This window comes from Acinetobacter puyangensis (genome assembly GCF_900096995.1).
Taxonomy (GTDB): Bacteria; Pseudomonadota; Gammaproteobacteria; order Pseudomonadales; family Moraxellaceae; genus Acinetobacter; species Acinetobacter puyangensis.
Genome location: NZ_OANT01000011.1, coordinates 34082 through 60570, shown reverse-complemented (window position 1 = coordinate 60570; position 26489 = coordinate 34082). Strand labels below are relative to the sequence as shown.

Annotated in this window: 27 protein-coding genes; 7 read left to right on the top strand and 20 right to left on the bottom strand. The window is 39.8% G+C overall.

What is annotated here, in order from left to right; genetic code table 11:
* Positions 1-13: 13 nt before the first annotated feature.
* From CRO21_RS15140 to nirD, 8 genes are read right to left on the bottom strand one after another with little or no spacing between them, the layout of a single operon-like run.
* Entirely contained in the window at positions 14-547 is a 534-nt protein-coding gene (locus tag CRO21_RS15140) for a cupin domain-containing protein (RefSeq protein ID WP_097080151.1), read from the bottom strand.
* Positions 548-572: 25 nt separating this feature from the next.
* On the bottom strand, positions 573-1808 hold the full coding sequence (locus tag CRO21_RS15135) for an MFS transporter (RefSeq protein WP_097080150.1): 1236 nt from the start codon (positions 1806-1808) through the stop codon (positions 573-575).
* 45 nt (positions 1809-1853) lie between these two features.
* Positions 1854-3065 carry an NAD(P)/FAD-dependent oxidoreductase gene (locus CRO21_RS15130; RefSeq protein WP_097080149.1) on the bottom strand — a complete coding sequence of 404 codons (1212 nt, stop codon included), beginning with the start codon at positions 3063-3065 and terminating at the stop codon, positions 1854-1856.
* A gap of 28 nt (positions 3066-3093) precedes the next feature.
* A complete protein-coding gene (locus CRO21_RS15125; RefSeq protein ID WP_097080148.1) occupies positions 3094-4023 on the bottom strand; it encodes a VOC family protein in 930 nt (309 codons plus the stop codon).
* 11 nt (positions 4024-4034) lie between these two features.
* On the bottom strand, positions 4035-4802 hold the full coding sequence (locus CRO21_RS15120; protein WP_097080147.1) for an SDR family oxidoreductase: 768 nt from the start codon (positions 4800-4802) through the stop codon (positions 4035-4037).
* Positions 4795-5868 (bottom strand): aromatic ring-hydroxylating oxygenase subunit alpha, encoded by a 1074-nt coding sequence (locus tag CRO21_RS15115; protein WP_097080146.1) that lies wholly within the window; start codon positions 5866-5868, stop codon positions 4795-4797. The genes CRO21_RS15120 and CRO21_RS15115 overlap by 8 nt, the downstream gene beginning before the upstream one ends.
* Before the next feature lie 12 nt (positions 5869-5880).
* A complete protein-coding gene (locus CRO21_RS15110; RefSeq protein ID WP_097080145.1) occupies positions 5881-6180 on the bottom strand; it encodes a recombinase-like helix-turn-helix domain-containing protein in 300 nt (99 codons plus the stop codon).
* A gap of 15 nt (positions 6181-6195) precedes the next feature.
* Positions 6196-6504 carry a nitrite reductase small subunit NirD gene (gene nirD / locus CRO21_RS15105; protein ID WP_097080144.1) on the bottom strand — a complete coding sequence of 103 codons (309 nt, stop codon included), beginning with the start codon at positions 6502-6504 and terminating at the stop codon, positions 6196-6198.
* A 262-nt stretch (positions 6505-6766) separates the two neighbouring features.
* Between nirD and CRO21_RS15100 the strand changes: the two genes are divergently transcribed.
* Both CRO21_RS15100 and CRO21_RS15095 read left to right on the top strand, forming a co-directional pair.
* Positions 6767-7576, top strand: coding sequence for an IclR family transcriptional regulator (locus tag CRO21_RS15100; RefSeq protein ID WP_097080143.1), 810 nt, complete (start codon positions 6767-6769; stop codon positions 7574-7576).
* A 214-nt stretch (positions 7577-7790) separates the two neighbouring features.
* The gene (locus CRO21_RS15095) at positions 7791-8084 is read left to right on the top strand and encodes a GNAT family N-acetyltransferase (protein ID WP_097080142.1); all 294 of its coding nucleotides are present in this window, start codon (positions 7791-7793) and stop codon (positions 8082-8084) included.
* Positions 8085-8113: 29 nt separating this feature from the next.
* On the opposite strand, the gene CRO21_RS15090 is transcribed toward CRO21_RS15095, so the two are convergent.
* Both CRO21_RS15090 and mpl read right to left on the bottom strand, forming a co-directional pair.
* The gene (locus tag CRO21_RS15090; RefSeq protein WP_097080141.1) at positions 8114-9271 is read right to left on the bottom strand and encodes a GGDEF domain-containing protein; all 1158 of its coding nucleotides are present in this window, start codon (positions 9269-9271) and stop codon (positions 8114-8116) included.
* Between the two features lie 28 nt (positions 9272-9299).
* Positions 9300-10664 carry a UDP-N-acetylmuramate:L-alanyl-gamma-D-glutamyl-meso-diaminopimelate ligase gene (mpl, locus tag CRO21_RS15085; protein ID WP_097080140.1) on the bottom strand — a complete coding sequence of 455 codons (1365 nt, stop codon included), beginning with the start codon at positions 10662-10664 and terminating at the stop codon, positions 9300-9302.
* A gap of 806 nt (positions 10665-11470) precedes the next feature.
* Here mpl and CRO21_RS15080 point away from each other — a divergent pair.
* The 3 genes from CRO21_RS15080 (at position 11471) to CRO21_RS15070 (ending at position 13138) form a co-directional block, all read left to right on the top strand.
* Positions 11471-12259 carry a crotonase/enoyl-CoA hydratase family protein gene (locus CRO21_RS15080; RefSeq protein WP_097080176.1) on the top strand — a complete coding sequence of 263 codons (789 nt, stop codon included), beginning with the start codon at positions 11471-11473 and terminating at the stop codon, positions 12257-12259.
* A gap of 48 nt (positions 12260-12307) precedes the next feature.
* Positions 12308-12649, top strand: a complete 342-nt coding sequence (locus CRO21_RS15075) for a DMT family protein (protein ID WP_097080139.1) — start codon at positions 12308-12310, stop codon at positions 12647-12649.
* Between the two features lie 138 nt (positions 12650-12787).
* Complete coding sequence (locus tag CRO21_RS15070; RefSeq protein ID WP_097080138.1) at positions 12788-13138, top strand: hypothetical protein; 351 nt, start codon at positions 12788-12790, stop codon at positions 13136-13138.
* Positions 13139-13197: 59 nt separating this feature from the next.
* Here the strand turns inward: CRO21_RS15070 and CRO21_RS15065 are convergent, their stop codons facing one another.
* The 6 genes from CRO21_RS15065 to CRO21_RS15040 all read right to left on the bottom strand — a co-directional run bounded on the left by CRO21_RS15065 (position 13198) and on the right by CRO21_RS15040 (position 18903).
* Positions 13198-13905 carry an SIMPL domain-containing protein gene (locus CRO21_RS15065; protein WP_228150465.1) on the bottom strand — a complete coding sequence of 236 codons (708 nt, stop codon included), beginning with the start codon at positions 13903-13905 and terminating at the stop codon, positions 13198-13200.
* Between the two features lie 221 nt (positions 13906-14126).
* Entirely contained in the window at positions 14127-14570 is a 444-nt protein-coding gene (locus CRO21_RS15060) for a universal stress protein (RefSeq protein WP_097080137.1), read from the bottom strand.
* Between the two features lie 487 nt (positions 14571-15057).
* A complete protein-coding gene (locus CRO21_RS17750) occupies positions 15058-15288 on the bottom strand; it encodes a phosphopantetheine-binding protein (RefSeq protein ID WP_097080136.1) in 231 nt (76 codons plus the stop codon).
* 10 nt (positions 15289-15298) lie between these two features.
* Positions 15299-15937 carry an isochorismatase family protein gene (locus CRO21_RS15050; protein WP_097080135.1) on the bottom strand — a complete coding sequence of 213 codons (639 nt, stop codon included), beginning with the start codon at positions 15935-15937 and terminating at the stop codon, positions 15299-15301.
* A 31-nt stretch (positions 15938-15968) separates the two neighbouring features.
* Positions 15969-17651 carry a (2,3-dihydroxybenzoyl)adenylate synthase gene (locus CRO21_RS15045; protein ID WP_322853239.1) on the bottom strand — a complete coding sequence of 561 codons (1683 nt, stop codon included), beginning with the start codon at positions 17649-17651 and terminating at the stop codon, positions 15969-15971.
* 28 nt (positions 17652-17679) lie between these two features.
* Complete coding sequence (locus tag CRO21_RS15040) at positions 17680-18903, bottom strand: isochorismate synthase (protein WP_171294068.1); 1224 nt, start codon at positions 18901-18903, stop codon at positions 17680-17682.
* A gap of 203 nt (positions 18904-19106) precedes the next feature.
* On the opposite strand from CRO21_RS15040, the gene CRO21_RS15035 reads away from it, so the two are divergent.
* On the top strand, positions 19107-19880 hold the full coding sequence (locus tag CRO21_RS15035) for an SDR family oxidoreductase (protein ID WP_097080133.1): 774 nt from the start codon (positions 19107-19109) through the stop codon (positions 19878-19880).
* A gap of 54 nt (positions 19881-19934) precedes the next feature.
* On the opposite strand, the gene CRO21_RS15030 is transcribed toward CRO21_RS15035, so the two are convergent.
* Entirely contained in the window at positions 19935-21254 is a 1320-nt protein-coding gene (locus CRO21_RS15030; RefSeq protein ID WP_097080132.1) for a condensation domain-containing protein, read from the bottom strand.
* 289 nt (positions 21255-21543) lie between these two features.
* Here CRO21_RS15030 and CRO21_RS15025 point away from each other — a divergent pair, with 289 nt between their 5' ends.
* Positions 21544-22353: a siderophore-interacting protein gene (locus CRO21_RS15025; RefSeq protein ID WP_097080131.1), complete on the top strand. Its 810-nt coding sequence runs from the start codon at positions 21544-21546 to the stop codon at positions 22351-22353.
* Between the two features lie 243 nt (positions 22354-22596).
* Here CRO21_RS15025 and CRO21_RS15020 read toward each other — a convergent pair whose 3' ends face one another.
* From CRO21_RS15020 to CRO21_RS15010, 3 genes are all read right to left on the bottom strand, one after another.
* Positions 22597-23766 (bottom strand): type III PLP-dependent enzyme, encoded by a 1170-nt coding sequence (locus tag CRO21_RS15020; protein WP_097080130.1) that lies wholly within the window; start codon positions 23764-23766, stop codon positions 22597-22599.
* Between the two features lie 207 nt (positions 23767-23973).
* Positions 23974-25500, bottom strand: coding sequence for a surface lipoprotein assembly modifier (locus CRO21_RS15015; protein WP_097080129.1), 1527 nt, complete (start codon positions 25498-25500; stop codon positions 23974-23976).
* 156 nt (positions 25501-25656) lie between these two features.
* On the bottom strand, positions 25657-26463 hold the full coding sequence (locus CRO21_RS15010; RefSeq protein WP_097080128.1) for a factor H binding protein domain-containing protein: 807 nt from the start codon (positions 26461-26463) through the stop codon (positions 25657-25659).
* Positions 26464-26489 lie beyond the last annotated feature (26 nt).

Genomic DNA, 26489 nt, shown 5'->3' with positions numbered 1-26489 from the left:
AACGATAAAACCATTAATTACGTTTGATTTTGGACAGTGGATGTTCAGGTGGATAATTTGGAATGGTCGGTTTACCAGCTCCCAACATCACACACATCAAGGCTTCATCATCCTGACTCGGGTTATACAGACCACGATAAATACCCGGTGGAATCGAAATCAAATCACGCTCTTTCAGTCGTGTAGAGAATTTTTCACCGTTATGCTCAATAAATAGGTCTATTTCACCATGCAGCATAAAAAATACTTCTTCAACGTCATGATGAATATGCAGCGGTCCTTCGCATTGCGGTGGCAACACCATGGTCGAGAAGGTAAAGTTTTCTGCCTGTACGGTATTATTGTCCTTAGCAACACCGGTTGCCCCCGTACCCATATAACGCATTTGTGCACGACGGTATTTTGGATCATAATCGGCCTGAAACTTCAATGCATCAAAGTCATATTTACGTGTTTCAAATCTGGCAATCCGGGAACTAATCCATTGTTCCAAACTTTGATCTTCTGGTTGTACCCATGATTCAAAAGTTTCTGGTTTCGTAGTCATACGATTTACTCCTGTTTAAATCAGATTAATAACGTTTCAATAAAGGAATGAGGAAGAACGATCCCAAGACAGCAACAACAGCCAGGAAAGTAATACCCAGATTAAAATTTGAGGTTTGCATGACAATATAGCCAATCAACACTGGCGCAATTGCACTGGCAAAGTTACCCAGACCATTAAAAATTCCACCTGCGGTTGCCCCGACATCAGCTGTCGTCACACGAGCTAATAAGGCAAAGATAGCCGATGCACCAAATCCCCATGCCATCGCACTGATCGACATCGCTAAAACAATCAGAACGGGTGCACTCATGATCACCATGACATACATAAATATGCCTGCAACCAGCAAACCACCTGAAACCTGTATCGCACGACGACCAAACTTGTCAGAAAGAAATGCACCGATTACTTCACCAATCAGCATTGCGATAAATGGGAAACTCGAATAGATACCAAATTCTTTTAAATTAAATCCTTTGTCCTGCATCAGATAAGATGGTACCCAGCTATTGAGACCCCAGAGATAAGTCATCATGGCAATATTAAAAATACATACCAGCCAGAATGCATTGTTACTCAGCAACATTTTGGTATTCTTGATATGACCCTGAAAATCAATCTGTTTAATCTCACCACTGCGCTGTAAATCACGTGTCTTTTTCAGTTCAAGATTACGTAAGCCCAGCACAATGGCAATTAGAGCAATCAGGGTCAGCACAGCCATCACAAAAAAGGTGGTATGCCAGTCGTAATTGGCCAATACATACGCCGTGATGGGGAAACCTAAAAATGCACCGATTGGCGTTCCAAGAAGAAACATGGTTGATGCACGAGCCTGCTGACGATCGGTATAAGTTTGTTTGACGATGGTATATGCCAGCGCAAATAAAGGACCTTCTGCCAAACCCAGCAAAACACGTAACAACAGCATGCCACCATAATGTTCGGTAAAGCCCATACACAACATGAGTAAACCCCATGAGGTAACGCTCCAGAACAATAATTTTTTAGGACTAAAAATATCCCCTAAAAAACTCAGAAAAATGGAGGAAAATCCATAAGCCAACAAGAAACTGGTCATTAACCATCCAAGTTTGGCTTTATCTTCTCCAATCCCCATCGAACTCTGGAAATGTGGATCAGAAAACAACACTGCTATACTGATTTTGTCGAAAAATGCGAGTACCACACACACCATCAAGACAAAAGCAGGAATCCAATGCTTTAATCCAGTTTTTGTTTCATCTTCACTACCCATATCTGTATATCCTTCAACCTGGCTCGAAAATTCAGAATTTGATGCTTATGGTTTTAATTTCATGACATTAAATTCTGGATTTTCTAATTGCTCGGAATCTAAATGTGTTCCAGCTTGCATCCAGCGTTTCGCAAGCTTGACAAGTTTAGAATCATTCACCGCGATCAAGTTTATAAGTTTTTGATTTTCATCAAGATACAAATAACTTATTTGCGAATCACCTGTTTTACGTATCACCAGTGTTTGCACTTCCTCTGGCTGATATGTACCTAAAATCTGTATGTTGAAATGGTATTGATCCGACCATAACCACGGAATATCGCTATATTCAGTTGCTACACCCAACATGGATTTGGCAGCGGCAATGGCTTGATTTTGTGCATTTGCCCAAGATTGAATACAAAAGCCCAAGGTCGGATGGATTGCGACATCACCGGCAGCATAAATATCCTGATCAGAGGTTTGCCCAAAGTGGTTCACCACAATGCCATCTTTCACCTCCAGACCGGCATTGCAGGCTAATTCCTTGGCAATCTCGGCACCAGCACCGACTACCACACAATCAAATGTGTGGGCCTGTATATCACCTTCTGAAATTTCGATTTTCTGTTGTGAGGTTTCGATTAGATGCAATTTTTGGCAATTCAAATGAATATGTATGCCTTGTGCTTCATGTATCTGTTTTAAAAATGCTGAAACTTCCGGACTAACACTGCGTGCACATAAACGCTCACCATATTCAAACAGATGCACATTCTTGCCCTGTTTCCTTCCGGTTGCCGCAATTTCCAGCCCAATCCAGCCACCACCAATAATGGCAATGTTGTCCGATTGTTCAAAAATTGCCGCCAGACGTTCGCAATCCTGTACATTACGCAAAGTCACCACATTCGGCATAAATTGCCAGGTCTGAACCGGTATACGCGCCCGGCTGCCTGTTGCAATTAACAGCTTGTCATAAGGCAAAACCTTGCCACTTTGCAGCACGACCTGCTTACTGTTACGGTCTATTTCGATGGCCACATCAGGTTTATGCCATTCAATCGAAAAGCCCTGTACCTGTTCCGGCGAGAATAAATTTAAACTGTCATAACTTGCTTCTTTTGCCAGCACTTGTTTTGATAAGGGTGGGCGTTCATAAAATGCCATGTCTTCATTAGAAACGACATGAATTTCTCCATTAAACCCTTGTTGTCTAAGCGTATATACTGCCCAGCCTGCTGCCTGTCCGGCACCAATGACAACCACTCTTTCCATAGCTTCCCCCTCCTGACTCATCTGTGCATTAACCCGCTTTGATCTGACGACGTGTATCGTGGTCCAGACCACCTTCAATTGCCCACTCTGTAAACAATTCCAAGCGATGTTCCTCGATACGGGGTTGCCATTCTTCTGTCAGATAATCATCATTGGTGTAATATTCAAAAGCACCGCCCAAAGGTGAATGCACATACCAGAAATATGCAGAAGAAATCGGATGACGACCCGGACCAATAAAGGTTGACCATTTGGCACGATTCATATTCAAACCACCGCCAATCACTTCATGAATATCCCGCACCACAAAAGCCACATGATTTAAACCGGCAGGTTTATTGGGAACCGACAATAAAAACAAATCATGGTGATAACCTGTACCACGACAGCGTAAAAACGCGCCACGATCTTTGTAGGCATCTGAAAGAAAGAAACCTAACTTTTCTTTATAGAAGTTTTCTGTTTTGGCTAAATCCGGGGTAAAAAACACCACATGACCAATCGAAATAGGCTCACCTTGTTCATAGACTGGACTGGCCGCATTAATCCGCTCAATTCTGCCGTACTGATTAATCCCTTCTGCTTTAAGTTCGGGTAAGGTATGTACAATAGAGGACTGAAAAGTAATGGTCATGCCATTGGGATCCAGACATTGCACCATGCTGTCTGTGTGTTGAAAGCCTTGTTCAGCCTGAAGATTTTTTGCCAAATCTGTAAGATCTTCGACAGACTCTACGCCCCATACAACTTCACGTAAGGTTGAACCGGCTTCGATTGCCGCAGGCAAGCGCTCATCATCAATATCAAACAGATAGAGTTTGCTACCATTTTGCGTTTGGAATAAATCTGCACCGTCAAGATCAGAGGCCGTTGCTTTTAAACCAAAATCCGTTAAAAATTTTTGTGCTAGTGTGCGATCTTCTACACCAAATTTTAAAATTTCGATTCCCGTAATCATCGGTAATCTCCTTAATTAAAGACGAAACCACCATTCACTGGAATATTCTGTCCAGTGACAAACGATGCTAAATCTGATAACAAATACAAGGCTGTACCATTCAAATCATCAGGATGCTGAGGCCGCTGAATCGCTCGCCCAGTGACATACTGCTGATGACGTTGTTGTGGCACATATTCGGTGGCTTCAACCAGCGTTAATCCTGGAGAAATGGTATTCACGCAAATATTAAATTCACCCAATTCTCTTGCCATGGAGCGTGTCATAGACAAAATTGCGCCTTTACTAGCGACATATGCCATGAGCTTAGGTGCACCCCAAAGTGCCGTATCAGAGGCAATATTGACAATTTTTCCAGCCTTGCTTTGCTTTAAATAAGGAACGCAAGCCTGAGTCATTAACCAGCTACCTTTGACATTTACGGTCATGACTCGATCCCATAAATCACTGTCATAGTCCATCATGTCCTTACCACCAACACCTGTTGCAAGCGCTGCACAATTGACCAGACCATCAATAGCGGACATTTTTTCCTGTGCAAAATCAACCGCAGCACAAATAGAATCCTGATTGGCCAAATCCAAACTGGTGCCAGACACAGGCAAACCTTTTTCCTGCAAAAGCTGTACTTCAGACTGCAAGACATCGGTTAAAATATCTGCCATTACAACCTCGGCACCCGCCTGTGCAATCGCTTCTGCAAAACTACGTCCCAGACCACGTGCTGCGCCGGTGACAATAATTTTTTTGCCTTGCAACAATTGTGGATAATCAGACATGAGCAGCGTCCTGCATCGGAATCAGCTCAGCAGAAGCTGTCTTTAAGGCAGCAATTTTTTTCAATTGCTTTTCAGCTTCTTTTTTCATTAAGCGACGTAACCGTGACAAGCCCACATCATGCTGATATAAAAACTCATGCTGACGTGCATTCGGTGCAAGGTTTTCCAGAATAATGCGGTCTTGTTCCAGCACATCCCAATGTAATTTTTCCAGATGGTTGCGATACATAAACCGCCATACATGACGTTGCCAGCCAGTAACCTGACGACATCTCCAAAAGAAAACACGGGTATTATTAGCATCGATTGGGGTTGCAAAACCGACAATCCAGAACACACCTCCTGGACCAAATTCCTTACGGTAAGGAATAGAAAGTCTGAGCCAGCTAGCGCCGGTATTACCATATTCCACCCAGTCAAAATTGACGCCAGTCTGACCTTCCTTCTCAAAAATAAAACCATCTTTGGTGGTGCGATGTTTCATTTCTGCGGTACGTTCACCTTCTGCCATAGAATGCGAGGTACAATGCAAATAGGTACCGTGCATAGGATCCATTACATTATCGATGGCATATTGATGATTAACTTTCCAGTCTGCCTGACACAGGAAAGCACTCCATTCCTCACTTGCCAATTGTTCGGGGAAATGTAAATCTTTGGGTGCTTCATTGGGATCAATACCAAACCAGATAAAAATTGCATCATGTTTTTCAATCACGGGATAACTTTTTACACACTGGCTACCTTTCAACGGGCATGCATGTACGGCCGGCACATCGGCTACTGTACCTTCGGCATTGACTTCAACACCGTGGTACCAGCAAGCGACGCGATCGCCAAGATTCCAGCCCAAAGATAGACGGGCACCACGATGCGGACAGCGATCTTCAAGTGCATGGATTTTTCCATCGGTATCACGCCACACCACAATATTCTCGCCCAGACGGGTAATCCCAACAGGATTTGCCCCCACTTCCCAACTTGAAAGTACCGGATGCCATTGATCTCTTAAGCCCAGATCCAGATAGCTTGCTACATCAGTTTCGATATTGGCTTGCATATTCATTGTCCTTACCCCTTAATAACCCAAACGCTGCATTTCTTCACTAAACTGTTCGACAGTCCAAAACTCACCCGATTCCTGACGAAAACCTTGTTGATTCAATTGATTCACCAGTTGATCCAGTTCAGTCACCCCTGTGCTAAATGCCTGAATCAGTTGTTGCACCAGATCTTGTTCATAAGAAGAAGGTTCTTTGTATCGGGTTTGCCAAACCAAATGTTCGACTTGTCCCGGAATTTGAATATTATTGATTCCGGCTTCTTTTGAAGGCGTCGGATTCATCCACATTGCCAGTTTTTGATTAAATGCTTTCATTAAATCCACTCCTTCTTAATTCAACTGAATTTGGACATCCTGTCCTTCAACACGAACAGGGTAAGTACATAGATTTCGGCATCCCGGTCCACTTTTCAGCTCACCTGTTGGGATATCAAAGATTGCTTCATGCAACGGACATTCAACGTTTTGGTCTTCGATAAAGCCTTCGGTCAAAAGTGCATAAGCATGAGGACAAACATTTTCTATCGCATAGAAATTATCTTCGAGCAAAAAAACACCAATTTTTTTGTCATCAATTTCTATTGCTTTGGGTTGATCTTCATTCACATCATCAACATTGCAAACAGAAATCCAGCTCATACTTTAACCCTCAAAATGTTTTATATACAAAACATAATTTAATCCGTAAAACATAACTAGAGCATAAACCCCATTTTATTTTTATGTCAATAAATAGATATACATATAATTCAAACATATATAGAAAATGAAATATTATGTTACACATTTTACAAGCTAAAAAAAGTTTTATATATAAAATTAGAGATACTGTTTTTAATGTTAAAAAAAGGTGCTCCTTGCACCAAATCAAATCAATCAACCATTAAGGAATTTTTTATCCATGGTCTCCCAATTTGAAGAATTTAATCACTCAGATTCAGATAAAAATGAAGAACGCTATTTAGTTCCTAGGCTTATGCGTGGTTTAGCAATATTGGAAGCATTCAATGATCACGCCAACGAAATGACGATTTCAGAAATCGCAGAATTAATTGAAGTGAACCGTTCTAGTGCATTTCGCTTGATTTATACCCTTGAGTCGTGCGGTTATTTGAAAAAAACTTCACAGAAAACATATTCGCTGGATTCCAAAGTAATGGAGCTTGGTTTTAACCATTTATCTAAACTTTCGCTTACCGATATTTCCACACCGATCATGAAAGATCTGCGTGATCGCATTAAAATTGCGATTCATTTATCGATTCTCGAAGGCACCCATATTGTTTTTATTAATAATGTGCAATCCATAGGACATTTCACCAGTAATATTCATGTCGGTACCCGCTGGCCTGCACATGCAACTGTCATTGGTCAATTATTACTGTCTAATCTTTCCGAAGCAGAAGTGCGCAAACGTTATAAAAAGTTTCAGGATTGGGATACGTTTTCTGATTTAACTCCTAAAAATCTTAAAGAGCTATTGAAACGCTTAGACTATGTACGGACACAAAAATCCATGACCAGTTGGGGCCACTATAATCACGATATTGCCGCATGTGCTGCACCAATTTACCGCCAACTTTCCCAAGAAATGGTGGCTGTCTTATCCGTCAGTTGCCCTGTTAGCACTTATGATGAGGATACTTTTAAAAATAAGATTGCAATAGAAGTGATTGAGACTGCGAATAAAATCTCCAATTTTCTTTATTGATCATCCATTTAAATAGTAAAATTAAATGTTATTAATCAAAAAGTTGATGCTTTAAAAGTAAATTTTATGTATCAACTTCTATTTTATACCGAACCAAGCATGCGAAGACTCTCATTATCCACTTGAGCAGATTTACCTTATCACCTCTTCAATTTTAAGCTTATACTCATTTTTTAATATAGCCCTCTATTATTTTTTTCAGTTTAGGTTTTAGATGAACATTCAACATCAAGACAACACACAAAATGGCAGCTTTTTTATCAACGACTCAAATCATCAGAAAATTGCCGAACTAAGCTATTTCTGGAATACACCCAATCATTTTAGCATTGATCACACTTGGGTCGATGATTCATTACGCGGACAAGGTGTCGCACGGTTATTATTCGATGCTGCCATTGCCTTTGCACGTGAAAGAAAAGTCACCATTGTTCCGATTTGCGCTTATGCCGATGCGATGTTTAGACGCGATTCTAGCTTTAGTGATGTTTTATATCCTGCTGAATAATTGTTCCACGTGAAACAAAAAAGCTGTATCTATTTTATTAACCGATGTTGAATATTATCACGTCCGGCAAGTTTGGCCTGATACATGAGCTGGTCAGCATGTTTCAAGGCATCTTCTAATACATTGTATTGGTCCAACTGAACAGCACCAAAACTTGCCGTAACCAGAACTGGTATTTCAGGAGAAACAACGTTTGTACTTAAAATATGACGTATATTTTCAATGATCTCTAATGCCTGCGGCAAAGAGACATCACATAAGATACAGACGAACTCCTCCCCGCCTATTCTGGCAAACAGATCATTTGATCTCAGTAATGAAGAGACTTTATCTGCAAAAAATTTTAATACCTGATCTCCCGCAGCATGCCCATATTGATCATTCACTTGTTTAAAATAATCAATATCACACATGAAAAGTACATTGCTATGCTTTGAATCAACTGGTAAATAATGACTGGCTTTTTCAAAGAATGAACGCCGATTTAAAATCCCCGTTAAATCATCAAAATTTCGTTCTTTATCTAGGGCGATTAAGGTATCCTGAATGCCTGTTCCGATTAATAAAGCTGCAAAGAGTAACTGAAAAAATAGTCCAATAAATTGGGTTAAAAACCCGATATAGGATTGGCTATAATTAAAGGTTGGATTGACATTAAACACTAAATAAATGAGCAGGACTTCTCGGAAGAAAAGGCACGCCATCATCAGCACAGCACATCTTTTCAACCATTGATCAAATTGGTGTCGCATTTTAGCGCGATAAATTGCAGGTAAAATATGGCTAAAAATCAGAAAAATACTGAGACCATTGATCGCATAGCGTACGCTAATCTGCTCATCGATAAAAGAATAATAAAATATGCCAATCTGATTTAAAACCAGTATAACGAAGCAAAAAGACCATGAAATCTGTGTATGAAAGCGTAAAGCAATGGCTTGTGCCAAGGCAATAAATGTCGTCAGATAGATAAATGCTAACCAGAAGGCCCATTTAAACAAAGCCTCAGCAGGAATAAGACTTTGCCCAAGCAAGCCTGCACCGGCACTGACTGCGCCGATCGCTAACCAGAATAATGAGTGTATTTGACGGTGTTGCAACCATAAGATGATCGAAAAAACACCAATAAAAATCAAACATATAGGAACAAGTAATACGAAATCATTGGCTGCCGAGTTTAACAACATCGAATCATATTACCCCTATTTCGTTGATTTAAGGTACTTGCAATGCCGTAATCAATTTTTGATGTAATCCGCCGAAACCACCATTAGACATGATTACCACTGCATCGCCTGCTTTCGCTTCGTTTTTAACACGAGTAATAATATCGTCCAGTGACTGGCTGACTTGGGCATGATTTGGCGCAGCATCAACAATAGGTTGTAAATCCCAGTCCAGACCCGCAGGCTGATACCAGATCACTTCATCGGCAAGACGTGCCGAATATGCCAAGCCATCTTTATGGCTGCCCATACGCATGGTATTCGAGCGTGGTTCAATAATCGCCCACAGACGGCGTTCACCCAAACGTTTTCTGGCACCATCGAGTGTGGTTTCAATCGCTGTCGGATGATGAGCAAAATCATCATAAACTTCAATGCCATGAATGGTGCCCAGTAATTCCATGCGACGCTTAACGCCACCAAAACTAGATAAGGCATCACAGGCTTGGGCAATTTCAACACCGACATGTTCAGCCGCAGCAATGGTTGCCAATGCATTGGCCACACTATGCTGCCCGGTCATGTTCCATTTGACTTCACCTTTCACCTGACCATGTTGCAACACTTTAAAATGGCTACCATCCGCAGAAAGTAATTCGGCAGATACTTCGGCCTGATCATTTGCCTGTAAACTGGTCCGTACAACAGGCGTCCAGCAGCCCATTTGTAAGACTTCATCAATATTGGTTTCGCTAATTGGTGCAATAATTCGTCCAGTACTTGGAATCGTACGCACCAGATGATGGAACTGCTTTTGAATCGCAGCCAGATCATCAAAAATATCGGCATGATCAAATTCAAGATTATTTAAAATCGCTGTACGTGGATGATAGTGTACAAACTTTGAACGCTTATCAAAAAATGCCGAATCATATTCATCCGCCTCAACCACGAAATAATCACCACCCAAACGGGCACTTTGACTAAAACCAAGCGGTACACCACCAATTAGAAATCCGGGATTTAAACCCGCCTGATCCAGCACCCAGGCTAGCATGGTTGTGGTCGTGGTTTTACCATGAGTACCTGCCACACCTAAAACATGTTTGCCCTGCAATACATGATCTGCCAGAAATTGTGGTCCTGAAGTATATGGCAAGCCTGCATCTAGCATATATTCGACGGCATCGATACCGCGTTTCATAGCATTTCCAACAACAACCAAATCCGGATGCGGTTGTAAATGACTACGATCATAGCCCTGCATCAGAGCAATGCCTGCATTCTCTAGTTGGGTCGACATGGGTGGGTAAACATTTTGGTCGCTGCCTGTCACAGTATGTCCAAGTGCTCTAGCCAACAATGCCAACGAACCCATAAATGTGCCACAAATACCCAGGATATGCAGATGCATCTTTCTTTCTCACTTCTCTCATTCACGTATTTGGCGTGATTTATCTTGCAAAAAATTAGGGTCTATTGATACTTCATCTATGTTTGCGCCAGTGGCCGTTTTTTAGGCGATACTAGGCATGAATAGTGAAATTTAGTCATTCTAAATGAACTATTCATAACGACGTAGCGTCAAAAAACGACCCTGTCCCGAAGGGTTATGGCTAAAATTCCCCCATACATCGTTACAAAGCTCGACAAGGGAATAACCATTGACTTCGCTTTGTGCCTAGTCTGAAGAAATTTTAGCCTATAACGCAATCTATTTATGAAATGTCAATAGACCCAATATAAAACGATAACAAGGCTAATCCATAAAAGATAGTTGTTCTATAAATTTTTTCTCTGTACACAACAAAAATCATTAAAATTTTGATTTATCTCTTTTTATAAGATCCTCTTTTGAAAAAGCAGGGCTGTCCTTGCGAAACAATGTTCAGCTAAAAATCTGACTCGTCATGCTCGACTTGATCGAGCATCCAGTACAGTATACATAAGTAAAACTATTGTGAACGCTCTAGAGTCCTGAGATGCGACTAAAGCATCGCAAGTCAGGAATAACGGCATCTTAAACTTGACGACCCTGCTTTTAAAAATTGGCGAGCCATGTATAACGTAAAGGAGGCATTATTTATAAATGGGAATTTTTTTATATCACTTATTGCAAAGACGTTTAGTGAATCAATAGAAATATTTACAACTTGCTAGCTGACGACTACCCTAGATTATGCTGTAGTAATGAATATTCAGGCTAAAAGTGATAATAAAATGGATACGCAACAAGGCAAAGTAAGCACAGAACAAAAACAGCATATTTTTCTGATTGGACTGGATCGGGTAGAAAAACGCAATGCCTTTGATAGTTTTATGATCGAAGCATTAGCACAAGCCTTGACCGACTATGAGAATAATCCACAATTACGCTGTGCAGTGATTTTTGCCCATGGTGAACATTTTACCGCAGGTCTGGATTTATTCCAGTTACAGCCCTTTTTACAATCCGGTCAATCTTTATTTCCTCAAGATAAAATCAATCCATGGGGCACCAGTGCTAAACATCGCACCAAGCCAGTGATTGTTGCTGTACAAGGAACTTGCTTTACCGCAGGTATAGAGTTAATGCTCAATGCAGATATTGCGATTGCGGCAGACAATAGCCATTTTGCACAAATGGAAGTCCAGCGTGGTATTTTACCTTTTGGCGGCGCAACGGCGCGTTTTGTACAGGCCGCAGGCTGGTCAAATGCCATGCGCTATATTTTAACAGGCGATAGTTTTGATGCTCAAACTGCATTAAAAATGAACCTAATCACAGAAATCTGCCCAGCAGAACAATTGTTCGCGCGTGCCATTGCCTTGGCACAATCCATTAGCCATGCTGCACCTCTGGCAGTACAAGCCAGTCTGGCCGCCGCACATGAAGCATTTGATCTAGGCGTCACACAAGCATTAGCACGCTTGCCACAGCATTTAGAACCTTTATTAAAATCTCAGGATGCAATAGAGGGTGTGCTGGCAATGCAGCAAAAACGGAAACCTCAATTTAAAGGTCAATAAAGCTTAATTCAGTTAAAATCGGCTGCTAAACATCTTTTTGGTGCTGCCATGAGCCTACCCTTTATCTTATTGATTATCTCCAATTGTTTCATGACACTGGCCTGGTATGGGCATTTAAAATATTTACATGATGCCCCATTGTGGCAAGCTATTTTATTCGGTTGGGCCATCGCACTATTTGAATATAGTTTTATGGTTCCTGCGACACGTTTATTGGCAGAACAGGGCTGGTCATTGGGTGAGATGAAAATTTCCCAAGAAGTGATTACACTTTTAGTATTTGTGCCTTTTATGATTTTTTTATTTAAACAGCCGTTTAAACTGGATTATTTATGGGCGGGAGTCTGTTTGATGGGATGCGTCTATTTCGTGTTTCGTAGCCAGAATTAAAGCGCTTATGCTTATAATTTTTATAGACTGCTAGGGCTGGCCTATATTAAGCGGGATTAATAACAAAAATCACTTGCTTAAGTTTTGAGATTTGCGCATAGTAAATTTGAATACAAATTAGACTTTGAGGACAGAAAAATGGCTTATTATCACGTTATCATTGAAGCACGAGAGAACTTGGGTAAAAATGATGAAGAACGTGAAATTTCGCTGTTCGACATTACCGATATCCAGTCGATTATTCCCACCATTATTCACCCGTATATTCTAAAGGCAGAATTAAATATTGATGGTGATTTAATTGACTATGAAGAAATTGATTTATTTGCCATCAAACAAACCATTTTACCGATACAACAACTGATTGAACAAGAACAAAAAGAGTTGCCTTCCAATACTGATGTCACCATTACTGCCTTTGAAATTTTTAATGATCGGGATTTATCTCAAGACGTCACACAAGTCGTGCTTGATCTGTTGGAAGATTAATCTCTAATAAGTATGGTCTTTATGCTGCCTGCCTAGCCTCAGGCAGCATGACACGTCACTTACTGTAATTGAATACTCCCATTGGCCACCACTTTAATCTCACTATTGCCAGCCTCAATATTTTGACTTTCTATATCGGCAGATTGTAATGAAACCGCAGCTTTGGCATACATCGGCATAGGTCGATAGCCACCACTGGTATTGAGTTGTAAGTTCACCAATTCGTATTTGCTGGCATTCCATGGTGTGACGAGCAATTGTGCACGTTGCTGGAAGGCTCTAGACGCTTCTATATACAATTCATCTTCGACTTTTTGGCGCTGTGCATCCGAAACATCAAAACTGATGCCTTGCAGCTGTAATCGATTTTGTAATTTCGCAACCAACTCACTGGTTTGTTTAAAATCCTGACTGTTTAGCACCACCTCGGCACGTCCACGCCAGTTAACCAGTTGACGTTTATCATTATAAACAGGATAAGTATTTTGATTACCGGTTTTAATGTGTACTTTTGGATATTGTTTCGCCGTGTCAATCGCCTGATTAATCACTGTATTGATTTTATTGGCCAGTACAGAGGCATCTTTTTCATTTAATTCGGTATAGAGCACGGCTTGCATTTCATCATTTGCGACTTCACGCACAGCCTCAGCCTGTAAATTAATAATTCTACGATCATTATCCGCATTGGCCAGTGACATACATGCAAGGCCGGTTAAGCCAATACTGCTCATCAGCACTACTTTTTCAACGATTTTTTTTAGCATCAAAACTTCTCCATTATTTATCATGTAGTGGCTAAAACAAATGATCAATGTATTACATTGTAGGACCATACATATGAGGGTTCTGGTATGATTTTATGCAGTTATTTGTGTTACTACTGCTTCATTTCATTTGAACTCTGCTTGGATATTGCTTTTCATGTACCAACAAAATATGAAAGGCATCCGAATGGATGCCTAAACTGCGCTATACAAAGAAATATTTAGCCACGTACCACCAGAACAGGAATACTAATTTCACCTAAAACGCTTTGCGCAACACTTCCCAGAACCATTTTTTTAATGCCTTTGCGACCATGAGAACCAATCACCAATAAATCTGCATGTAACTGTTCTGCCGCACCCACAATTTCCTTATGAATAATTTGTCCTTCGACAATTTGCGTATCTACATCAATTCCTTCTTGGGCAAATTGTTGTTTTGCCTGATCAAGAATTTGCTGAACACCCAGTCTTGCCTGTTTAAGATAATCGTCCCGCATATCTTGGGTATTAATAAATTCTACCCCAATAAATGGGTCCAAGGTTAATACGCAAATTGCAGTGACTTTGCTTCCAAACGCTTTTGCAAGATCGGCAGCCTGTTTTACTGCAACTAAAGATGTGTCTGAACCATCGACTGGAACTAAAATATGTTGATAAGCCATTGTGATACTCCCTTCTTAGAATTAAAAATTACATTTCTCTTTAATCTGCTTTCAGCATTAATATAGACCGATTTCGGCATAAACAAAGTGGCAATTTGTATGTTTTTTCAAAAGAATCAACTTTTTTTTCCTACATATTTCTACCGCTTCGCACTATCCCTGACAAAAAGTATGTGTTTAAAATAGTATCATATTTTTTATGGAATTTATTCGCTTGCCACTAAAGTTGCAGGTATTCAGACAAGCACCAAAGCTTGCGCTATATGTTTACTTTTATATCGCTTCATAGAAAAGCCAGATCAACAGTCTCTTTTCTACATCATCAACCCAATCTCCGCTTTTCTTCATAAAAAACTATTGTATATCCTGCCTTGCATCATCTACGGCAAGGCGGAGAAAAATTTATGCCATGATTAGACTTTGTAACGTATTGCTCTTATACAACAGATTTGAGGCTGCATTATAGATCTCAAGAAAAATAGAAATCTTAATCATTCAGACGCTGTAGCCAATCTCTCAGTGTTGGTTCCTCAATCAAATCCTGAAATTCGATATTGGCCCCTGCATCTCGCCATTGCCCGACCAGTGTCATCAAACTGACCGAGTCCAATCCTAATAATAATAAGTTATCATCATCTTGGATTTCATTCGACTCAATTTTAAGTTGCTCGGCAACGGCCTGCTGTATCTGTTCAAGTGTCCATTTTTGTGGTTTCATTTGCTCTACTCTACTCATTAATTTCGGCAATCACCGTATGGGTATCCATCACTTTTGCGCAACGCCCCGCTGCATAATTCAAAGCATATAGATGTTCTTCTACGCTAAAATCAGCAATTGCATCTCCAACTAAAAAAGGTTGAATATCCAGCATAAAAGCTTCCGCTGCTGTCAATAAACAACCAATATGTGCATATACGCCACAGACAATTAATTGATCTCGATCTGCCTGTTTAATTTGTTGTTCAAAATCACTTTTTTTGAAAGCACTATAGCGCCATTTGGTCAACACGATATCCTGTGATTGGGGTGCAACTTCCGGGAGGATTTGCGTTAATTGAGGATCTGCTGATAATCCCTTGCCCCAAAAATCGGTTAATAATTGCCGATGTTCTGAACTTTGATCCCCGAGCTGGGCAGTATAATAAACCGGAATATCGGCTGCATGACAATGCTTGATTAATTGACGACAATTGGAAACCAGATCAAGAATAGGGGCTTGTGTGACATCGAAAAAATCAAGAAAATATTGCTGTAAATCATGAACGAGTAGAACTGCACGTTTTGAATCAACCGTCCAATTTACTTTATTCTGGGGAAAACTCTCCACATGGGGCATGGGATAGCTTGCGATACGGGGGATGGCCATTTGTAGTCTACCTATTTAATTGCATTAAGATTTAAGCTGTTTTCTCAATGACTTGTTTTCTTAATATTTTTTTGTCAATTTTACCCAATGCGGTATAAGGCATCTTTTCAACGAACTCAATACGATCGGGAATTTTAAATGTAGCTAATCCATGCTGTTGGACAAACTGTCTTAATTGCATCTGCAAACGAACGGGGCTTGCATCTGATGACTCTGCACGCCATTGCACAAAAGCACAGCTTTTTTCTCCCAAGATCTGATCAGGCATGGCCACTAAAGCGGATTGAATCACTTGTGTATGTTGATTTAAAACCTGTTCTACTTCTTCTGTGGCTATTTTTTCTCCGCCCCGATTAATTTGATCTTTGCTTCGCCCTTCTACAACAATATTACCTTCATTTGTGATTCGAACCAGATCACCAGTACGATAAAAGCCGTCGCTGGTAAAGGATTTTCTATTATGTTCATCCGCCTTGTAATAGCCTCGAATGGTGTATGGACCACGTGTTAATAAATGTCCGATTTCACCTGCTGGAACTTCAACATCTGCATCATCCACCACTTTAATCTCATCATCCGCACTAATCGGCTGACCTTGTGTTGAAATAATGCTTTCCAACGGATCATCATAACGTGTGTAGTTCACCAGCCCTTCGGCCATGCCAAAAACTTGCTGTAATCTACATTGATATTGGTTGATCAATTGGCGTGCCAATGCATCTGCTAGACGTGCTCCACCGACCTGTAAAATATCAATTTTAGAAAAAATATTATCTGCACCTTGCTGTATGCTTTCGACCCACGTTGCAGCCAGAGCGGGGACGAGTGCGACATGGTTGACCTGATGTTGATCAATAAGCTTAAAACAAGTGGTGGGAGAAGGATCCGAAGCCAAAACCAAAGTTCCTCCAGCAAAAAACAGCCCAAGTGAACCAGGTGAACTTAGACTAAAGTTATGCGCCACTGGTAATACCATCAGCATTCTAGTCAATGTATTCAACTGGCAAATATCTGCACTTGCCCGCACACTATAAAGATAATCATCATGTGTTCGTGGGATTAATTTAGGTGTGCCAGTACTCCCTCCTGACAATTGAAAAAAAGCAACCTGACCTGCATCTATTTTCGGTACCGTCACAGAAATACCATCCATTGTATTTTGCGTAAGGTCCGGCCAAGCAATAAACTCTTCGGGAGCACCGACTACAAGTACATGCTGTAAAGTTGGGCAACGCTGCTGACAGGTTCTCGCCAGATGTCGATAGTCAAAACCCAAATATTTATCTGCACAAATATATAATTTAGCCTGGGTTTGATCAATAAAATGACTTACTTCTGCATGGCGATGTGCAGGCAAACTCATGACTGGCAGCATACCCAAACGAATTGTCGCAAAATAGGCAATAAAAAATTCTGCTATATTCGGTAGTTGAATCACAGCACGCTCACCAGCGCGATAGCCTAATTGCTGCAAATAAGCAACCAATTGATCAATTTGCTGATTTAACTGGGCATAGCTCAAATGTCTTTCACCACAAATAATCGCTATCGTGTTGCCATATTTTTTAACACAGTCTGTAAAAAAATCTTGAATGGTTTGCCCTCGCCAATATCCTGTTTTTTTATACTTCTCTACAAATTCTGGCGGATATGCAACTACGCCATCGATTATTTTCATGCATGCATCACTATCTTGGATGGATTGAGTTGACATAAAAAATCCTTTCATTTTCTCATTTCATTTAAATATAAATCAGTTGTTCTGCTTTTAATCCTAATGCATTCAGCATGGTTTGAAATTTTGCAGCTGTTTCATTCAGTTCAAGTTCAGGTTTGGAAGCCGACACAATACCTGCACCAGCATATAATCGAATCTGCTGCTCAAAAATCCGACCACAACGAACAGTGACAGACCAAGCACCATTGCCCTGTGCATCACTCCACCCGATGGCCCCGGCAAATAAGCTGCGATGAAACGGTTCTAGACTTGCGATTAATTCTCGTGCCAATTGCGCAGGTTCGCCACACACTGCTGGCGTAGGATGTAAAATTGATACCAGATCAAAGATATGCAGATCCGGATCTTTTACTGTACCCTGAATTTTTGTTGCCAAATGCCAAAGGGTTTGGGTTTGAAGCAAAGCAGGTTGTTTGGGAATATGCAGGGTTTTACAAAACGGCGTTAACTGATCTGCGATTGCTTCGATCACCATTGCATGTTCATGTTGATCTTTAGCAGATGCCAGCAATTCTGCTGCGCGGGCGTTATCGATTGCCTGATCTGGATGCCTTGCCAATGTACCGGCGACAGGATGACTAAAAATCTGTTCATTTTGTTTGGCAATCAACAATTCCGGACTTGCACCCATAAACCAGCCCTGTTTTTGGGGCTGCTGTGATAAAGCAAAGGTATAGCCTTCAGGATTGGTATCCAGTAAATGACAAAAGACATCGACTACATCTATTCTTTCATCCAGCGAAAGATCCATTGCTCTTGCCAAGACTGCTTTTTTAAGCTTTTTTTCGTGAATTAAATCGACTAGCTGGCTAACCCCTTCTGTATAAATTTGAGCAGCAGGGATTAATTTCGCTTTTACGCCAGTTTGTTTAGCATTGAACTGACAACTTCGGGCCTGATTTGACACGTGTGTATTACTCGCTTCTGCAATGGACAGTTCAGGTAAATCACGTGCATCAAAGGGTAAACCACCAACAATGATTAAATCATGATTATTAGAAGCACTTATTTCTTGCTGTAACAATAATTTTGATTGTGTTAACCACTGCGTAAGTTGCTGTTGAAATGTAAGCTCTGGATGATTCAAGAAATCAATATTTTTATATATTTTCTTACTCGAAATAGTGCCTGTGGGTGCAGCAAAAACAAAACCAGCTTGATCCGATTCAAATAAATTTTGTTTCTTAATATGTAATGCATTTTTAAACCAGGGTTGTTGGATTGACATAATTCGTCTCGCATCTTTTTCTACAATGTAATAAATGCAACATTCCTGTTAAGAATAATCTGTCCATAGTGCTTAAGCCCTAAAATCTAGCATGCCCCATTCAATTTATCAAATGATTATCAATAAATATATATTATCATTTACAATTGAATATAATAATCATTACTTATGATTAACAGTCTTCAAAAATATAGGACCGAATTATGACTGCTTTATATATTGTGACAGGTGCCGCCCAAGGCATAGGTGCAGTAATCGTCGAAAAATTATTGCAACAAGGACATTTAGTTATTGGGATTGACCGACAACCCGATCTCGGCAAATGGCAATTCTCTCAACAATATCAGGAGATATATACGCAAAATTTTGAACATATTACGCACGATATTTACCATACAGAAAGTTTAATCAAACAAATTGAACAATCAAAATTTAAGCATGTACCTATCACTGGCTTAATCAATGCAGCAGGTATTCTACACATGGGCAGCCTGCTTGATAGCAATTTGCAGCAATGGCAGCACAACCTAAATTCAAATTTTTTAGGTCCTATTTTATTATCGCAATGGGTTGCCAGAGAAATGATCAAAAACCAAAAAGGTGTCATTGTCACTATCAGCTCAAATGCAGCCCTGATCCCCCGTATGAATATGGGCTTGTATGCCACCACCAAAGCGGCTTTGAGCCATTATTTTAAAAATCTTGCCTTGGAGCTTGCACCTTACGGTATTCGATGCAATTTAGTTTTACCCGGCTCGACGCTCACAGCAATGCAACGCCAACTTTGGACAGATGACCATCCGCCCAAAAGTGTGATTGAAGGTGACCTAACACAATATCGTACCGGCATTCCTTTACAACGAATCGCAGAACCTGAAGATATCGCCAATGCAGTATTATTTTTACTTTCAGATCAAGCCAAACAAATCACCATGCACGAACTGGTCGTAGATGGTGGCGCCACGTTAGGGGTCTAGATCAAGAATATTCACAACATCCTACTGATGAACTTCCTCAATCCTCTGCCAACATTATTTTGGCAGAGGAACACGAATATTTAAATCTTTCAAACATAGAGAAGGTTGATCCAACCAATGTTTTAACATCGCCATCACATCATGCCAATAGTGTTCAAGGCTTTGCACAGTATAAAGTTCAGGATGCCCATCAATCGCTAAATATAAACGTTCCTGCCCATCGACCAGTTTATTTGAAATCGCCATATCAAAGTCTTCAATTGGTCCAGCGGAAATGGTGGTTTTTTTAAGCTGACAACCTTCAAAATGTTCAGGTAAAGGAAAGGGAATCCAGTTGACAACCGGTCCAAATAAAATATTCTCAAATGGTTGAAAGTCCTCAAGTACAAAACGCAATTGCTCAAAGTAACAGCGCTGGTAAGGACGGATTTGTGTAAAGCGTGTGGCCAGCAAGGCAACTATTTCGGATAAATTCTCGCTACCAGTCGTATCCAAGCGTAAAGGGATAATATTCATGGTTAAACAGGGTATTCTTAATGCCGATGTTCCCAATCTCGATAACAGTGGAATGCCAAAACATTGTTGATGATGATCTTCCTGCTTGATCATATATGCCATAAAGACTGCCATAACGATCATTGCACTGGGTAATTTTAGCTCAGAAGCCAGAGTATTTAATTGTTGTTGTGTGGTCAGATCAATCACATCCTCAAAACGATAGCCCTGTGTAAAAGGTTCTTTTAAAGATCGCTTTAACCGTTTCTTTGGCGCCAATTCACCTGAAAAGTTTTGCTTCCAGAAAATCAGATCTGCCTCAGCTTGAGCAGAGTCCAGATATTGCTGTTCTTCTGCTAAAAATTTCGAGTAATGATCAAAGGGTTTATTTTTTAAATCAACCTGATGACACAGCGCCTGATAATAATCAATAAAACGGTTAATTAACAATCCGTAAGCATAACCATCCAGTGCGACATGATGCGCTCTTAAGAACATGCCATATCGCTGTTGATCCAAATGCACAAATGTATAGTCGTACAAATGTCCCTGCACCGGATCAAATGCAGGCATCACGTGTTGTTCTAGCCATTGATTCAATGCCACTTCATTGAGTGCAGATAAATCGATGAAATCAGGTTCACGAACAGGGACATCATCTTGTCGATAAAATTTGCCATTTCGCTCCACCACTCGCCAATGTAAAGCCTTTGCCTCTGTCAACGTGGCCGTAACAGCTTGATGAAACAACTCACGATTGAGAGGTCCCTCTATGACCAACCATTCCGCGGTATGAAAGGGCAAACTGCCATGATGTTGATGTCCCACCCACATGCTGTGTTGTGCACGAGTTAAAGGTTCGGATGTCTTAATCTGCATAAATCTACCTATAATATTTATTTATAAATTGTCTAAAAACAGTAAAGCAATGATTTTTTATATGATGAAAATCACTCTACATCGGGTTGTATTGACCATTTTGAAAATGAATCAACAATACAAACCGGCTACGCTCTATTGCAATCATGTATCTTTCAACATAAAATACAATAATTAACAATTGCAAATGAGTTATATTTGCAATAATCTAAAGATAATTTAATTGTTTTAAAGCAAAATTTAAAGGAAAAAATTATTTTTTAATAAAAATCAAAGGTATTATGAAAAGATGAACCCCCCATCAAATACAAGAGCACGTCTTATTCAAGTACAGTCTTCAATACAAATAAGCCCAAATATGCAGCGTATATTTTTTTCCAGTACGGACTTTACTGATTTTCCCACGGATCAGGGCGGTGCACATATCAAATTGTTTTTCCCACAAAAAGATCAGACCATTCCTCTACTCCCCTTTCGCGATGAACATGGGAAAATCGTCTGGCCACAAGGACAACGCCCTATTACCCGTACCTATACCATTCGTGATTTTGTCCCGAAAAATCAGTTGCTAGTGGTTGATTTTGTTCGCCATCAGGACTTCGGCATTGCAGCAAACTGGGCAGTCCATGCCAAACCTGGAGATTTTTTAGGGCTAGCAGGCCCTGGAGGACCAAACCGATACAATGCTCAGGCGAATTATTTTATTTTTATAGGAGATTTGTCTGCTTTACCCATGATTGCAGCATCATTGAAACAATTATCGGCAACAGCCAAAGGACAAGTCTGGATAGACATTGAGCATCAAGAAGATCAACAACCATTAGAGACACCCTCTGGATTTGAAATATTCTGGTTATCTACACAGCAAGACATTCAAACTCAAATCATCGATTCACTTGCCAAACTAGACTGGCAAAATCAAATAATTTCCGTCTCATTGGCAGGTGAAAACAATAAAGTGGTGACGTTAAGAAAAATTTTACGTCATCAATACCAGATTGATAAACACAACCTATACGCCGTTCCGTATTGGCGACATGGCTATAGCGAAGAACACTATCACGATGAACGACATCGTATTATGGATGAACAGGAATAACAGTATATCTCACGCAAAAAGATATTAATTACATCAAAACTTAACGCATTTTTAATCATAACCTTAGGTGTTGGCCTAACGATCACGGGCTGTTCTAAATTAAAGTGGACATTAAACTGCTTGCTTCTGTACTCAATCCAATCACAACTTGTGGTGACTCCACAACAAGTGGGCAATCCTGTTTGATCCACACCCAAGCTCAGTGCAGCAATGCACTGAGCCAGACAAAACCATAGAAACGGATTATTCCAGATAATACGTTCTTAGTGGCGGATAACCATTAAACTCCACAGAACAATACGAAGTCGTATACGCTCCCGTACTGAGCCAATATAAACGATCACCGATGCTTAAATTAACAGGCAAGGGATAAGGGATTTTTTCATACATAATATCTGTCGAATCACAGGTCGGCCCTGCCAAAATTGCATGTGTTTTTTGCGATTGCTCCGCCATTTTAGGTGTATAGATTGGATATTTAGTGGTTTCGCCTAATGTTTCGATTAATCCGTTAAATACACCCACATCGGTATATATCCAACGTTTTGCATCCTGATAAGATTTATTGGCAATCAAGACAATCTCCGAGACCAACACACCTGCATCGCCGACCAATGAACGGCCGGGTTCCAAAAATAAGGTAGGCGTTCTTTGCACAAAATTTTGCTGTAAATAGGTAATAATCTGATTGGCATAGGTTTGTATAGAATGAATATCTGCCAGATAACGTGCAGGAAAGCCGCCGCCCATATTAATTAACTCAAGTTCAATCTGATGTTGATCAGACAATACTTCAAAAATATGTTTCACTTTATCCAGTGCAGTTTTCCATACTGTGACATCTTTTTGCTGACTTCCCACATGAAAAGAAACGCCGTATGGAATGAGTCCTAATTTTTTGGCTTGTACCATCAAATCGACCGCCATATCCGGATCACAGCCGAATTTACGTGACAAAGGCCATTCTGCTGTTGTACCAGACTCCATTAAAACTCGGACAAAGACTCGAGAGTTTGGTGCAACTTCGGCGATTTGATGCAGATCGGCAATGGCATCTGTCACAAATAAACGTACCCCTTGTTCATAGGCATATTTGACATCGGCTATTTTTTTGATGGTATTGCCATAAGAAATGCGATCCGGGGGAACTTCACATTGCAATACACGATCTAATTCATAGGTAGAAGCAACATCAAAATTACTGCCCAAATCCCTTAAGCGTTTGATAATTTCGATACTGGGATTGGCCTTTACTGCATAAAACACTTTTGCCTGCGGAAAGCAATGTGTAAGCTCGCAATATTTATGTTGAATCTTTTGAAGATCCACCAGTAGAAAAGGACTGGTTTTGTTTGCAGCAAATTCCTGAATTTTTTGCCATTGTTGGCTAGAGTAATATTTTTCCAGACGCATGGGATTTCACTCACGTTTTGTTGACGAAAATGACCAATGGCTAGAGACGTGTGGCTAGGTCGTTATTTTAATTTGAAGCCAAAAGAGTTTAGCTTTTCGTTGAAATCTTAAAAACTGTATTCTGTATAAGAATTGCGATATCTTGTTTATCTCTCTGTCATATTTTCCTCTTACTCGTTGAACTGAATTCATTTATATGATTTTTGTCTAAAATTTTCGTTCAAATGTTAGCATCCATTGGCGGATAATCTTAGTGTAAAATTCATCAAGATTACTATTCACATATTCATATTGAAAACCAACTTTGGGTTCAACTTTCCAGAAATTGAGTTTTTTATGTCCCACATTGATTACAGCATTAAAATACTTATCTTCTCTTACTGTACCAAAAACTGCATCTTTACCATCATATTTACGCAATCCAAATTGATTAAATGTCAGAAGATTAAAACCATTTTTCCAGTCTTTTACATATCCTAGACTCGCACCATAACTATCAAATTTTTCTGCATCAAGATTAAGGTCATCTTTATTAAAACTTAATCCTCCTAAAAGAAATGAATCCTGAGACAAAACATGTATCAGATTTGTAGAAAGAGTATAACCATTTCCCTCAAAATCATAATATATTGGATCTTTATAAGACTTGTTTAACCATGTTCCATTGAGTGTAAATTGCCATTTAGGATTCAAACTAGTGCCATACTCAACTGCAACACCTCCAGCGTTGATATAACGTTTCTGATTTAACCAACGCCAATCGGCAATCGGACCAATAGAGAACCAAGAGTTTACATCCTGCCATTTATAACCGAAATCCACACCAATATTTTGTTCATCATAATCATGCATACTGGCATAACTTAAGCCATTAAATCTTAAGCCCCAACTAAATGAATGATTCCCTTGTATATTTACAGATTGTTGCAGATCCATTGCATAGTTGGTACCCACAGAAGACTGAGGCATATTCTCATCTCTTTTGACTAATCGCTCTCCATTAATATACAAATCCCTCAAATCTGTTGCCTGATTAATATTATCATTATGCAATATCCTTAATCGAAATTTTCCTCTTACTTGTTCATATTCCTGAATCTGCTTAAGTAATTGCTCTGCCAAAGTACGAAATCCTTGTTCTATCTGAGGATTATTTTTTGTTCTAGTCAGAATTTGTTCGGCATCACGATATTGTCCATTTTCAAACATCATTGCTGCGATATCAAATCGCACATAATCTAGACTAGAATCCGTTTCCAGCATTTTCTGAAAACTTTTAATCGCTTGTTTCAACTTTCCTTGATGCCGAAATAAAGCACCTTTAGCATATAGAACCGCCATAGGATCATGATCTGGTGACTGTTGATATAATGCTAAAACTTTTTCCAGTGTTTTCCAGTCCTGATTCTGAATGGATTCATTAATAATAATTTCTGCAATATTTGGATTATTTCTAACATCCTCATCTGTTATCTTAACAGGTTCTTGCTCTTTTATTTTTTGTTGCGTTTCAAGATTTCTCTTACGTTTTTGCTCTGATTCAATCAAGCGATCTTTATTGAGAAAATCAGGAGATAGTCTATCCAGATTATCCAAAGGCTGAATAGCTTTTTCAGGAAGTTTAGTTGTTGTATTAGCATGGCTATTGACGCCCCCTAAACACATCAATAGAGTCATTAATAATAATAGATTTTTTCTTTGATTTTTGCGATTAACCACGACTTTTACTTTCATACACACGTAACCCAAAGGATGATGCAGCTTTATAATTGATAAAGGTAAACTAAAGGAGAATTTTTAATACTTAGACCGAGCAAACAAAAATTGTTTACTCGGCTAATCAATCAGATACGAAGTTTAGGAGAATATCTGATCAAAGGGTCTACTTGTTTAAGGGGTAGTTTTAGCACCACCAAAAGCATAACCACCAATTAGACGTTGAAGCTGGAGATCATTGGCAACTGTACTACCCTGTTTGGTGTAGATACCACCACCAATTTCTGCTGCACCTGGTCCAAAAATACCAATATCATATTTAGTATCTTGAAATACTGTGGTGCCAGAGCTATCAACTAAAGTCAATGTTGCATTACCTGTTGCTTTTAGATTATTGTCAAATGTTACCTGATCCAGTGTACCACCTAAAGTAAATGCACCAACTGTTGGACGAGCTCCCGAAATACCACTAACGGAACCAGAACCTGTAACTGTGCTACCCACCTTCTTAACCTGATAAACTAAATCGCCTTCTGTTCCAGCAATATGATTAAATACCTTTCCTGTATAATCATAGATTGCATTGGTTGGAAGGGTACTTTTCACTGTTGGTGTACCAACTACAGCTTTAACAACCTGACGATCATTGAAATCATTTAGACCACGGGCTGCATTTGCAATCACTACAGAGTTCGGTTGTTTATAGAATGCATAGGTTGCATTTGGTGTAGCATCAGCATTTCCTGTATGGCGAGTTAGTCCTGCACCTAAGGTTGTTAAATTTAGTGCAGCATTCTTGCTTTCACCATAATCCGTACCGCCATAAGTAAAGTTTCCTTTATAACCGCCCAATACATTTGCTGATTCAGTTTGGAAATTATAGCTGGTTAGATTAGTCTTGAAGTCAACGCCTGCTGATACAATCGAAGTTGCTAGAAGGGTTACAGCAATTAAGCCTATTTTTAATGTATGTTTACGCATTTTCTATACCTTTTTAAATTAATTTA